Here is a 13,282-nt window from a genome sequence, read left to right as displayed (position 1 = left end):
CGACCGTTCATCGCACCAACCCTGATCTGCCCGGAGGCCCACCCAGCCTTTCGGAACCCCCTTGCAGAAGGAGTTTGCGTTGAGAGCCACCCCCCAGCGGCGTGCCACCGCGGCCGGCGCCCTCGTCGCCGCCGCCGCCATGCTCGCCGTAGGCATTCAGGCCGGAACCGCCAACGCCGACGCCAACGCGTCGCAGTCTTCCAAGGCGGCTCAGCCCAACCCGGGCGCGGCCGCCCGCCTACTCAGCGCTTCGGAGCGTGCGACGCTCCTCGCCGACGCCAACTCGACCACGGTGCAGGCGGCCAAGGCCCTCGGCCTCGGCGGCAAGGAGCGCCTGGTCGTCCGCGACGTGGTCCAGGACACTGACGGCACCACCCACACCACGTACGAGCGCACCTACGACGGCATACCCGTGCTCGGCGGTGACCTGACGGTCCACGCCAAGGGCGGGGTCACCAAGAGCGTGACCAAGGCCACCAACCACGTGATCCAGGTGGCGGACACCAGCCCCTCGGTCGCCCCCTCGGCGGCCGAGAGCCAGGCCGTCTCCTCCGCCAACGCCGCGGGCGCCAAGCAGGCCAAGCCCTCGAAGAGCGCCCGCAAGGTGATCTGGGCCGCCGAAGGCGCGCCCGTCCTCGCCTTCGAGACCGTCGTCGGCGGCCTCCAGGACGACGGCACCCCGAGCGAACTGCACGTGGTCACCGACGCCAAGACCGGCGCGAAGATCACCCAGTGGCAGGCCATCGAGACCGGCACCGGCAACACCATGTACAGCGGCCAGGTCACGCTGGGCACCTCGCAGTCGGGCAGCAACTACACGCTGACCGACGCGGGCCGCGGTGGACACAAGACCTACGACCTCAACGGCGGCAGCTCCGGCACGGGGACGCTCTTCACCAACACCACCGACGTCTGGGGCAACGGCGCCGCCTCCAACCGGGCGACCGCGGCCGCGGACGCCCACTACGGCGCCCAGTTGACGTGGGACTACTACAAGAACGTGCACGGCCGCAACGGTCTGCGCAACGACGGCGTCGCCCCGTACAGCCGCGTCCACTACGGCAACGCGTACGTGAACGCGTTCTGGGACGACGGCTGCTTCTGCATGACGTACGGCGACGGCACCAGCAACACGCACCCGCTGACGTCCATCGACGTGGCCGCGCACGAGATGACGCACGGTCTGACCTCGGTCACCGGCAACATGACCTACAGCGGTGAGCCCGGCGGTCTGAACGAGGCGACCTCCGACATCATGGCGGCGAACGTCGAGTTCTACGCCAACAACCCGCAGGACGTCGGCGACTACCTGGTCGGCGAGAAGATCGACATCAACGGCGACGGCACCCCGCTGCGCTACATGGACAAGCCGAGCAAGGACGGCGGGTCGAAGGACTACTGGTCCTCCAGCCTCGGCGGACTCGACGTCCACTACTCCTCGGGCCCGGCGAACCACGTCTTCTACCTGATGTCCGAGGGCTCCGGCGCCAAGGTCATCAACGGCGTCAGCTACAACTCGCCGACCTCGGACAACCTCCCGGTCACCGCGATCGGCCGCGACGCCGCCGCGAAGATCTGGTTCCGCGCGCTGACGGTCGGCTACTTCAAGTCGAACACGAACTACGCCGCCGCCCGTACGGCGACGCTGCAGGCTGCCGCCGACCTGTACGGCCAGGGCTCGACCACGTACAACAACGTGGCCAACGCCTGGGCCGGCATCAACGTCGGGGCCCGCATCACCTCCGGCGTCTCGGTGACCCCGATCGCCAACCAGACCACCCAGGTCAACACCGCCGTGAGCCTTCAGGTCCAGGCGACCAGCACCAACGCGGGTGCGCTGAGCTACGCGGCGACCGGTCTGCCGGCCGGCCTGTCGATCAACTCCTCGACGGGTCTGATCTCGGGCACCGCCACCACCGCGGGCACGTCCAACGTGACCGTCACGGTGACCGACTCCGCGGGCAAGACGGGTACGGCGTCCTTCACCTGGACCGTCGGCACGGTCGAGCAGAGCGTGTTCGAGAACACGAACGACTACCAGATCGCGGACAACTCGACCGTCGAGTCCCCGATCACGGTGACCCGCACGGGCAACGCCCCGAGCACCCTCAAGGTGGACGTCAACATCGTCCACACCTACGTCGGTGACCTGCGGGTCGACCTGGTCGCCCCCGACGGCTCCGTCTACAACCTGCGCAACCGCACCGGCGGCAGCGCGGACAACATCGTCCAGAGCTTCACCGTGAACGCCTCCTCCGAGGTCGCGCAGGGTGTCTGGAAGCTGCGGGTGGCGGACCTCGCCGCCGCGGACACCGGCTACATCAACAGTTGGAAGCTCACGTTCTGACCCCTACCGGGGTGACGGGGGCCGGGCCGATCGCCGGCTCGACCGATTGATCGCGGGGCCGCCCGGGAGACGACCTCCCCGGGCGGCCCTGTTCCACGACGCGGGAGAGCCCGGCACCCACGGGGGTGCCGGGCTCTCCCGTCGCGCGGTGTCGGGTCAGCCGATGGAGCGGAAGATACGGTCGAACATGTCGGCACCCTGCTCGTCGGGCCGGCCCTGCTCCTCTTCCTGACGGGCCTGCTCGTCGCGCATCCGCTGCTCGTCACGCATCTGCTGTTCCTGCCGGGCCTGCTCGTCCCGCCGGGCCTCCTCCTGACGCGCCTGCTCCTCGTGCCGGGCCTGGTCCTGGCGGGCCTGCTCGTCGCGCATCTGCTGCTCGTCGCGCGCCTGCTCGTCACGGGGCTGGTCCTGGCGGGCCTGCTCGTCACGGCCCTGCTCGTCACGGGCCTGCTCGTCACGGCCCTGCTCGTCACGCATCTGCTGCTCGTCACGGGCCTGCTCGTCACGGGGCTGGTCCACGGGCGCCTGCTCCTCGCGGGCCTGCTGCGATCCGGGCTCGTCCATGCGCGGCTTCACCATGTGGTGCGCGGCCGGCTTGGCGCCGTTGTGGTGCATCGCCCCCGGCAGACCCGGCCGGGCGTCGTGACGGCCGCGGTCCTCGTCCCCGTTGCCGAAGTCGTCGTCGTCACGCCCGTCGCCCCGCCCGTCGTGACGACCCTCGTGGCGACCGTCGTTGTCGTCGTCCACCGGCTTGAAGAGCACGGAGCGGACCTGCACACCGTGCGCGCGCTCCCCCGGCTCCAGCACCCGCTCCGCGCGCTCGCCGCAGTCCCGGTCCCGGAACAGCACCGCCAGCGACTCCGTCTCGTTGCGCACGGAGATCGCCGGGTTCTCCCAGGAGGTGCCCGTCAGTCGGTAGCAGGTGTCGTTGTCCGCCGGGCGGATCTGGCGGTGCTCGTCGCCGCCGTCATCGTCGTCGTCGACGAGGTACTCCAGGCGGCCCAGCGAGCGGCGGCCGTCATCGTCGTCGTGGTCGACCGCCAGCGAGGTGCCGGCGGTGGGCAGAACGAGCGCGAGAGCACCCAGGAGTGCGGCGGCGGTGGTACGAGCACGCATGAAGAGTCCGTTCTCTGATCGGCTGGAATGCCGGTCCGGTGGCATTCAGCGGGCAGCGTAGGAGCGGACAGATCAGACGAAACGATTCAGCATGCCCAGCGCGTTCGAAGGTTCACCCTCCCGGATCGGTCCACCGCGCCCATACGGCAGTCACCGCGTCCGGTGCCGAAACCCGGTGCCCGCCCCCCGCTCGCCCCTCGTCCGGGGCACGTCGGAACGCCCCTCAGACCCGCTCCGGGGCGATGACGGCCTCGGCGGGCCGGTCACCCGGCTTCGCCCCGACCTCGCTCCGCCCCGCCGAACGGATCAGCAGGGCGACGGCGAGGGCGCCCACCAGCCCCATCACGCCCGCGGCGAGGAAGGTTTCGCGCAGCCCGTCCACGAAGGCCGCCTCCACCCACGCCTTGGCCGCCGGGGCCGTCGCCAGCAACCGCCCCGCCCCGCCCGATGCCAGCGTCTCGGCGGTGTCGCGCGCCCGACCGGAGTCGGCGAGGCCGTCCGCCAGCCCGGAGTGGAAGAGGGAACCGAGCACCGCGATGCCGAAGGCCATGCCCAACTGGCGCGCCGTGTTCAGCGCGCCCCCGGCCATGCCCGCCCGGGCCGGGGCCACCGCCCCCATCACCGCGGCCGCCAGCGCCGGGATCGCCACGCCCACCCCGGCGCCCGTCACCAACAGGCCGGGGACCAGTGCCCGCCAGCCGTCACCGGCGTCCAACATCCACGCCTGGAGCAGTGCGCCCACCCCGATCAGCGCCCCTCCACCGCCGATGGTCAGCCGCGCCGGGGCCCCGTGCAGGAGCCGCCCGGCCAGGGCCGAGACGAGGAAGGCGGCCAGGCTCATCGGTACCACCACCAGGCCCGCGCCCACGGGGCTCATCCCCTCGACGGACTGGAGCCAGAGGGAGACGTACATCAGGTACGAGAACGCGGCCCCGGACAGCAGCAACGCGGCGGCCATGACGCCGACGAAAGTCCCGCTGCGGAACAGCGAGAGGTCGAGCATGGGGTGGGGGGTGCGCAGTTCGACGAGGACGAAGACGGCGAAGGCGACCACGCCGAGGCCGAGGAGGCCCAGGGTGGCGGCGGACGTCCAGCCGTTCTCGCCGGCCCGGATCAGCCCGTACGTGACGGCACCCGCGCCGGCCGTGAAGGCCGCCATCCCGGGGAGGTCGAGGCCCTTGGCGTTCGGGTCACGGGTGTCGGTGACGGCCTTGAGGGTGACGTACACCGCGACGGCGCAGACGGGCAGGTTGATGTAGAAGATCCAGCGCCAGCCGAAGTGCTCGGTCAGCAACCCGCCGATGATCGGCCCGGCCGCGGCGGCCGCCCCGTTGACCGCGCCCCACACACCGAAGGCGATCCCCCGGTCGCGGCCCTGGTAGGCGGCGCTGAGCAGGGCCATGGTGGTGGCGAACATCGCGGCGCCGCCGAAGCCCTGCACCGCGCGGAAGGCGATCAGGGCGGCCGGTCCGGTGGCCAGGCCGCAGGCGAGCGAGGCGGCGGCGAAGACCACGAGGCCGCCGAGGTAGACCCGGCGGCGGCCGATCCGGTCGGCGAGGGAGCCGGCGCCGAGCAGCAGCGCGGCCAGCGCCAGGGCGTATATGTCCATGACCCATTGGAGGGCGGAGAACCCGGTGTGCATGTCGGCGGCCATGTCCGGCAGGGCGACGGTCACGATCGTGACGTCGACCAGGAGCATGAAGGCTCCCAGACAGACCGCCGTCAACGGCAGCCACTTGCGCATGGTTCTCTCCTCGTCGAGGTGTTGGTTCGGTGACCCCACGGTCGCCGACCGCACCCCTGACCCCCCACCCGCAACCCGTTCGCCGCCGGATTTCCGTCATCATCGGCCCTGGGATGATGGAAACCATGAACCGGACCGCACCGAACGAGGAGCTCGACCTCCTCGACCGCTCCTTGATCCAGGCACTGATGATCGACGGGCGGGTCCCTTTCAGCCGGCTCGCGGAAGTGCTGGAGGTCTCCGACCAGACGGTGGTGCGCCGATACCGGCGGCTGCGCTCCGGCGGGGTGATCCGGGTGATCGGGCTCCTCCAGGGCCGCCGCGTCGGGCTGTTCGAGTCGTGGCTGCGCGTGCAGTGCGCGCCCGACGCGGCCCTGGTGGTGGCCGGGGCGTTGGCCCGCCGGCCGGACATCTCCTGGGTGAAGCTGGGCTCCGGCGGGACGGAGATCCACTGCCTGACCAAGGCGCGCACCCGCGCGGACCGCGACGGTCTGCTGCTGGAGAAGCTCCCCCGTACCCGCAGGGTGACCGGGGTCAGCGCCCACACCCTGCTGCGGGTCTTCGTCGGCGGCCCGGAACGGTGGTGCGGACTGGACGTGCTGCGGCCCGAGCAGGTCGCGGCGCTGGCGCGGCCGCCGGTCGTGCCGGGGCCGGAGCGCCACAGCCTCGACGAGGCCGAGCTGGCGCTGCTGTCGGTGCTCGGCCGGGACGGGAGGGCCGGCTATCCCGAACTGGCGCGTGCCTCGGGCCTGTCGGAGTCCACCGCGCGCCGCCGGTTGGAGCGGCTGCGGGAGCTCGGGACGCTGTACCTGGACGTGGAGCTCGTCCCCACCCGGCTCGGCTACGAGGCGGAGGCCACCTTGATGCTGACCGCGGCGCCCGCCCGGCTGGCGGAGGCGGGCGCGGCGGTCGCCCGGCACGAGGAGGTGCCCTTCGCGGCCGCGGTGACCGGGGCGGCGAACCTGGTGGCCGTCGTGGTCTGCCGGGACACGGACGCGCTGTACACCTATCTGACGGAGCGGATCGGTGCCGTGCCGGGCATCGAGCGGGTGGAGGTGATCCCGACCCTGCGCAACATCAAGCGGGCCGGGATGCTGGTGGAGGACGGACGGCTGATCGACCTGTGAGTCCCGCCCGTGCGGCCGGGCGCCGCCGGGACTCGTCCCGGCGGCCACCCGCCGCCCGTCCCCCGGGCCTCACCTCAGCAGGACCCCGCCCACCGCGTCGGTTTCGACACCGGCGTCCGGGGGCCCGGCGACCAGACCGAGTTCGGCCGGGCTCGCCAGCAGCGGGTGCGCGGGCAGGATGCGCACGGTATAGCCGTAGGGCCCCGTACGGTCGAGGGCGAGCGGACCCTCGTACACCCAGCGGCCCTCCAGGTCCGGCCCGGAGGCCGGCTTCAGCGGGAAGGTCCGGGCGCCCTGGATCACGTCCTGGGCGTCCACCCGGCCCGCGACGGCCTGCACCTCGACGTCGTCCGGCACGAGCGCGTCCAGTGCGACCCGCACCCGGAGGGTGAGGGTCGCCCCCAGCTCGGCGGTCCCGCCGACGGGGGCGGCGGCGAGCGCCTCCACGTGCTCGACGGCGACCCGGGGCCAGGCCGCGCGGACCCGGCCCTTCCACCAGGCGAGGTCCCGCGCCGCCTCGGGGACGAGTGCACGGTGTGCGAGCGCGGCGGGCGCGTAGAGCCGCTCCACGTACTCCCGCACCATCCGTCCCGCGAGAACCTTCGGTCCCAGGGATACCAGGGTGCGCCGGACCATCTCGATCCACCGCTCGGGCAGTCCGCTGCGCCCGGCCCGGTCGTAGAAGCGGGGTGCGACCCGGCTCTCGATCAGCTCGTAGAGGGCGTTCGCCTCCAGGTCGTCACGCCGGTCCACGTCCGTGCCGGCCCCGTCGGCGGTGGGGATGGCCCAGCCGAAGTCCGGCTCGAACCACTCGTCCCACCAACCGTCCAGCACGGACAGGTTGAGGCAGCCGTTGAGCGCCGCCTTCATGCCGCTCGTGCCGCAGGCCTCCAGCGGGCGCAGCGGATTGTTCAGCCAGATGTCGCAGCCCGGGTAGAGCTTCTGCGCCATGGCCATGCCGTAGTCGGGCAGGAAGACGATCCGGTGCCGCACCCGGGGGTCGTCGGAGAACCGCACCAGTTCCTGGACGAGGCGCTTGCCCCCGTCGTCGGCGGGGTGCGCCTTGCCCGCGACCACGATCTGTACCGGCCGGTCCGGGTCCAGCAGCAGGCGGCGCAGCCGCTCCGGGTCTCGCAGCATCAGCGTGAGCCGCTTGTAGGACGGGACCCGGCGGGCGAAGCCGATGGTCAACACGTCCGGGTCGAGTACGGAGTCGACCCAGCCCAGTTCGGCGTCCGCCGCCCCGCGCTGCTTCCAGGACGCCCGCAGCCGGTCGCGCACCTCCTGGACCAGTTGTTCGCGCAGCACCCGGCGCAGGTCCCAGACCTCCTGGTCGGCGATGCCCGCCACGGCGTCCCAGCGCGGGGAGCCGCCGACGGACAGCGCGTCCTCGGTCCGCCCGGCCCCGATCTGGCGCGCGCCGAGCCGCATCACCTCGGGCGCCACCCAGGTCGGCGCGTGCACGCCGTTGGTGATGGAGGTGATCGGCACGTCGACCGGGTCGAAGCCGGGCCACAGCCCGGCGAACATGCCCCTGCTGACGGCGCCGTGGAGGGTGGAGACGCCGTTGGCGCGCTGGGCGAGGCGCAGGCCCATCACGGCCATGTTGAACACGCCGGGATCGCCACCGGGGTAGGACTCCGCGCCCAGTTCGAGGATTCGCTCGACGGGCACTCCGGGCAGCTCGCCGCCCTCCCCGAAGTGTCGGGCGACCAGGGCGCGGTCGAAGCGGTCGATGCCGGCGGGGACGGGGGTGTGCGTGGTGAACACGGTGCCGGCGCGGACCGCCTCCAGGGCGGCGTCGAAGCCGAGTCCCTGTTCTCCTTCGAGTTCCCTTATGCGTTCGAGACCGAGGAATCCGGCGTGTCCCTCATTGGTGTGGAACACCTCGGGGTCGGCATGCCCGGTCAGCCGGCAGTACGTCCGTACCGCGCGGACCCCGCCGATCCCGAGCAGCATCTCCTGGAGGAGTCGGTGGTCGCTGCCGCCTCCGTAGAGACGGTCGGTCACCTCGCGGGCGGCGGTGTCGTTGTCCTCGACGTCGGAGTCGAGGAGCAGCAGCGGGACCCGCCCGACGCGGGCTTGCCAGATGTGCGCGTGCAATGACCGCCCGCCGGGTAGGCCGAGGGCCACTCGGGCGGGCGTACCGTCGGCCTCGCGCACGAGGGCGACGGGGAGCTCGTTGGGGTCGAGGACGGGATAGTGCTCCTGCTGCCAGCCGTCGCGGGAGAGCGACTGGCGGAAGTAGCCGTGACGGTAGAGCAGTCCCACGCCGATGAGCGGGACGCCGAGGTCGCTGGCGGCCTTGAGGTGGTCGCCGGCCAGGATGCCGAGCCCGCCGGAGTACTGCGGGAGGGCTGCGGTGATGCCGAATTCCGGCGAGAAGTAGGCGATGGCGGCGGGCAGGTCCCCACCGTTCTCGTGGGTCTGGTACCACCTCCCGCCGTGGACGTAGTCATCGAGGTCGGCGGCGGCCACGGCGAGCCGTCGCAGGAACCGCCGGTCGCCGGCGAGCTCGGCCAGACGGCCGGCGGACACGGCGCCGAGCAGTCGCACGGGATCGCCGGCAGCGGCCTGCCAGCCCTCGGGATCGACGGATTGGAAGAGTTCGCGGGTTTCCGCGTGCCAAGACCAGCGCAGGTTGCGCGCGAGGTCGGCGAGTGGCAGCAGCGGCTCGGGGAGAACGGGACGCACGGTGAATCGACGGATAGCCTTCACGTGTTCCACCTTCGCAGGGGATCGCGGATCGGAGCGGGCGCACCACGCTGTGCACCCGCGCATCCGTCCACTTCGGTCCACTTCCGGAGCCACGAGGCTAGCCGGCAACCGGACCGCACCGCCACGGCGCCGACGCGCGAGCGGGCCGCGAACGCGGTATACCGGTGTAGGTCCGGGAGTCCACAGCCGACTTGACGGAGCCTCGGTGAATGTCGAGCCGGGGCTTGGTTATCGGCGTGCCACTACGTACGAGTAGTTAACCAAGCACGCGGATTGGGCGGAACGAGAGTGGGAAGGGCTCCCCGGGTACACGCACTGCGCACACCGCCCACCACCTCCCGCCACCCGAGTGAACGCGGACAGGAGCGGCCATGCCCGCAGCCCAGCCGTCTTCTGAACGGCTAGAAACAGAGCGAACAGAGCGTGCACTGCCGGCTGCCCCGTCAGCCGGACCGTTGCCACCGAGCCCCGCGAACTGCCTCCAGGTGATCCCATCATGATCGGTCGCATTCCCGTGCTGGACGTCCGCCCCGCCGTCGACTGCGGCGCCAGACCCGCCAAGGCGGTCGTGGACGAGGTCTTCCGGATCTCGGCCACCGTGTTCCGCGAGGGCCACGACGCCGTCTCGGCCCACGTCGTGCTCCGAGATCCGAGCGGACGGCTGCGACCGCCCGTGCCCATGCGCGAACTCGCTCCCGGGACCGACCGGTGGGGTGCCCGGGTATCCGCCGACACCGAGGGACGGTGGACCTACACCGTCGAGGCGTGGAGCGACCCCATCGCCACCTGGCGGGCGCACGCCGCCATCAAGATCCCGGCGGGGATCGACACGGGGCTGATGTTGCTCGAAGGCGCGGAACTGTACGCGCGGGCCGGCTCGAAGATCCCCAAGAAGGACGGACGCGCGCATGTGCTGGCCGCCGCCGAGGCGATGCGCGACGAGGACCGGGAGGTCTCGGTGCGGTACGCGGCCGCCCTCGCGGCGCCCGTGACCGAAGCCCTCGCGCGGCGCCCGTACCGGGAGCTGGTCAGCGCCGCGAAGCCGCTGCCGCTGCTCGTCGAGCGCAAGCGCGCCCTCTTCGGCTCCTGGTACGAGATGTTCCCCCGGTCCGAGGGAGCCGTGGTGGAGCCGGGCTCGGCTCCGGTGAGCGGGACCTTCCGGACCGCCGCCGAGCGGCTGCCGGCGATCGCCGCGATGGGCTTCGACGTCGTCTACCTGCCGCCGATCCACCCCATCGGCAGCACCTGGCGCAAGGGGCCGAACAACACGCTCTCGGCCGGTAGTTGGGACCCGGGCGTGCCATGGGCCATCGGGTCCACCGAGGGCGGCCACGACGCCGTCCACCCCGAGCTGGGCACCATCGAGGACTTCGACGCCTTCGTGGCACGGGCCCGGGAGCTCCGGATGGAGATCGCCCTCGACTTCGCGCTCCAGTGCTCGCCCGACCACCCGTGGGTGGAGAAGCGGCCGGAGTGGTTCCGCCACCGAGCGGACGGGACGATCGCGTACGCCGAGAACCCGCCGAAGAAGTACCAGGACATCTACCCGATCCACTTCGACACCGACATGGCCGGCATCGTCGAGGAAACGGTCCGTATCCTGCGGCACTGGATGGACCACGGCGTCCGGATCTTCCGCGTCGACAATCCGCACACCAAACCTGTCGTGTTCTGGCAGAAGGTGATCGCGGACATCAACAAGACGGACCCCGATGTGATCTTCCTGGCGGAGGCGTTCACGCGTCCCGCGATGATGCGCGCCCTGGCCTCCGTCGGCTTCCAGCAGTCCTACACCTACTTCACCTGGCGCAACTCCAAGGCGGAGCTGACCGAGTACCTGACGGAGCTCGTCGACGACCACTCCGCGGCCGTCATGCGGCCGAATTTCTTCGTCAACACGCCGGACATCCTGCACGAGTACCTTCAGCACGGCGGACGGCCGGCCTTCGAGGTGCGGGCCGTGCTCGCCGCCACCCTCTCCCCCACCTGGGGGGTCTACGCCGGATATGAGCTCTGCGAGAACGAACCGGTCAAGCCGGGCAGCGAGGAGTACCTGAACTCCGAGAAGTACGAGTTCCGGCCACGCGACTGGGCCGCCGCCGACCGCGAGGGCCGCACCATCGCCCCGCTGATCACCACCCTGAACCGGGTCCGCCGCCGCAATCCCGCCCTCCAGCAGCTGCGCGACCTGCACTTCCATTCGACCGACAACGAACAGGTGATCGCCTATTCGAAGCACGCCGGAGCCAATTCCGTACTGGTGGTCGTCAACCTCGATCCGCACCACACCCAGGAGGCGACAGTCTCGTTGGACATGCCGGTACTCGGCCTCGACTGGCACGGGTCCCTCGCGGTGCGCGACGAGCTCACCGGCGAGACCTATCACTGGGGCAGGGCGAACTACGTGCGTCTGGAGCCGGGTCGGACACCCGCGCACGTGCTGGCCGCTCTGCGACCGTCCCCGCCCACCGGAGGGTCACCCATCACATGATGATCAACGATCCCGTCCACGACACGTTCGAGGACACCCCCGCCAAGGACCGCGACCCCGACTGGTTCAAGCGGGCGGTCTTCTACGAAGTCCTCGTCCGCTCCTTCCAGGACAGCAACGGCGACGGCGTGGGCGACCTACAGGGCCTCACCTCCAAACTCGACTACCTCCAGTGGCTGGGTGTGGACTGCCTCTGGCTTCCGCCGTTCTTCGCGTCACCGCTGCGCGACGGGGGCTACGACGTCTCCGACTACACCTCCGTGCTGCCGGAGTTCGGTGACCTCGCCGACTTCGTCGAGTTCGTGGACGCCGCGCACCAGCGCGGCATGCGCGTGATCATCGACTTCGTCATGAACCACACGAGCGACCAGCACGAGTGGTTCCAGCAGTCGCGCAAGGACCCGGACGGGCCGTACGGCGACTACTACATGTGGGCCGACAACGACAAGCAGTACCAGGACGCCCGCATCATCTTCGTCGACACCGAGACCTCGAACTGGACGTACGACCCCCTGCGCAAGCAGTACTACTGGCACCGCTTCTTCTCGCACCAGCCGGACCTGAACTACGAGAACCCGGCCGTGGTCGAGGAGATCATCTCGGCGCTGCGCTTCTGGTTGGACCTCGGCATCGACGGATTCCGGCTCGACGCCGTGCCCTACCTCTACGCCGAGGAGGGCACCAACTGCGAGAACCTCCCGCGCACCCACGCGCTCCTCAAGCGGGTCCGGGCCGAGATCGACGCGCACTACCCCGACACCGTCCTGCTCGCCGAGGCCAACCAGTGGCCCGAGGACGTGGTCGACTACTTCGGCGACTTCACCAAGGGCGGGGACGAGTGCCACATGGCGTTCCACTTCCCCGTCATGCCGCGCATCTTCATGGCCGTGCGAAGAGAGTCCCGCTACCCCGTCTCCGAAATCCTGGCCAAGACCCCGGCGATCCCGGCGAACTGCCAGTGGGGCATCTTCCTGCGCAACCACGACGAGCTCACCCTCGAAATGGTCACCGACGAAGAGCGCGACTACATGTACGCCGAGTACGCCAAGGACCCGCGGATGCGGGCCAACATCGGCATCCGACGCCGGCTCGCCCCGCTCCTGGACAACGACCGCAACCAGATGGAGCTGTTCACCGCCCTGCTCCTGTCGCTGCCCGGCTCGCCGGTGCTCTACTACGGCGACGAGATCGGCATGGGCGACAACATCTGGCTCGGCGACCGCGACGGCGTGCGCACGCCCATGCAGTGGACCCCGGACCGCAACGCCGGTTTCTCCTCCTGCGATCCGGGCAGGCTGAACCTGCCGGTCATCATGGACCCCGTCTACGGGTACCAGGTCACCAGTGTCGAGGCGGCGATGGCATCACCCTCCTCGCTCCTGCACTGGACGCGCCGGCTCATCGAGGTCCGCAAGGCGAACCCCGCCTTCGGACTGGGGTCGTACACCGAACTGCCGTCGACCAACCCGGCGGTGCTCGCGTTCCTGCGCGAGTACGGGGACGACCTGGTGCTGTGCGTACACAACTTCTCGCGCTTCGCGCAGCCCACCGAGCTCGACCTGCGGTCGTTCAACGGGCGGGTGCCCGTCGAGCTCACGGGCGATGTGCGGTTCCCGCCGATCGGCGAATGGCCGTACCTGCTCACGCTCGCGGGTCATGGCTTTCTGTGGTTCCGCCTGCGCAGTGAGTAGTTCGGCACCGAAAAGCGGGTAACGGCGGTACGGGGCGGGCGCGCGAAT

Annotated in this window: 7 protein-coding genes; 4 read left to right on the top strand and 3 right to left on the bottom strand. The window is 70.9% G+C overall.

Features of this window, described 5'->3' with window-relative positions:
- Positions 1-79: 79 nt before the first annotated feature.
- Complete coding sequence (locus E6R62_RS18065; protein WP_136214490.1) at positions 80-2,347, top strand: M4 family metallopeptidase; 2,268 nt, start codon at positions 80-82, stop codon at positions 2,345-2,347.
- A gap of 156 nt (positions 2,348-2,503) precedes the next feature.
- Here E6R62_RS18065 and E6R62_RS18060 read toward each other — a convergent pair whose 3' ends face one another.
- A complete protein-coding gene (locus tag E6R62_RS18060) occupies positions 2,504-3,463 on the bottom strand; it encodes a hypothetical protein (protein ID WP_136214489.1) in 960 nt (319 codons plus the stop codon).
- A gap of 223 nt (positions 3,464-3,686) precedes the next feature.
- Positions 3,687-5,207 (bottom strand): MFS transporter, encoded by a 1,521-nt coding sequence (locus tag E6R62_RS18055; protein WP_136214488.1) that lies wholly within the window; start codon positions 5,205-5,207, stop codon positions 3,687-3,689.
- 125 nt (positions 5,208-5,332) lie between these two features.
- On the opposite strand from E6R62_RS18055, the gene E6R62_RS18050 reads away from it, so the two are divergent.
- Entirely contained in the window at positions 5,333-6,334 is a 1,002-nt protein-coding gene (locus tag E6R62_RS18050) for an Lrp/AsnC family transcriptional regulator (RefSeq protein WP_240801739.1), read from the top strand.
- 69 nt (positions 6,335-6,403) lie between these two features.
- On the opposite strand, the gene glgP is transcribed toward E6R62_RS18050, so the two are convergent.
- Positions 6,404-9,052, bottom strand: a complete 2,649-nt coding sequence (gene glgP, locus E6R62_RS18045; protein ID WP_136214486.1) for an alpha-glucan family phosphorylase — start codon at positions 9,050-9,052, stop codon at positions 6,404-6,406.
- A gap of 496 nt (positions 9,053-9,548) precedes the next feature.
- Here glgP and E6R62_RS18040 point away from each other — a divergent pair, with 496 nt between their 5' ends.
- The gene (locus tag E6R62_RS18040) at positions 9,549-11,543 is read left to right on the top strand and encodes an alpha-1,4-glucan--maltose-1-phosphate maltosyltransferase (protein WP_136214485.1); all 1,995 of its coding nucleotides are present in this window, start codon (positions 9,549-9,551) and stop codon (positions 11,541-11,543) included.
- A complete protein-coding gene (gene treS, locus E6R62_RS18035) occupies positions 11,540-13,234 on the top strand; it encodes a maltose alpha-D-glucosyltransferase (protein WP_136214484.1) in 1,695 nt (564 codons plus the stop codon). Before E6R62_RS18040 ends, treS begins: the two co-directional genes overlap by 4 nt.
- Positions 13,235-13,282 lie beyond the last annotated feature (48 nt).

It is taken from the genome of Streptomyces sp. A1136, assembly GCF_004795055.1.
GTDB lineage: Bacteria > Actinomycetota > Actinomycetes > Streptomycetales > Streptomycetaceae > Streptomyces.
This window is presented reverse-complemented; position numbering and strand designations above follow the sequence as displayed.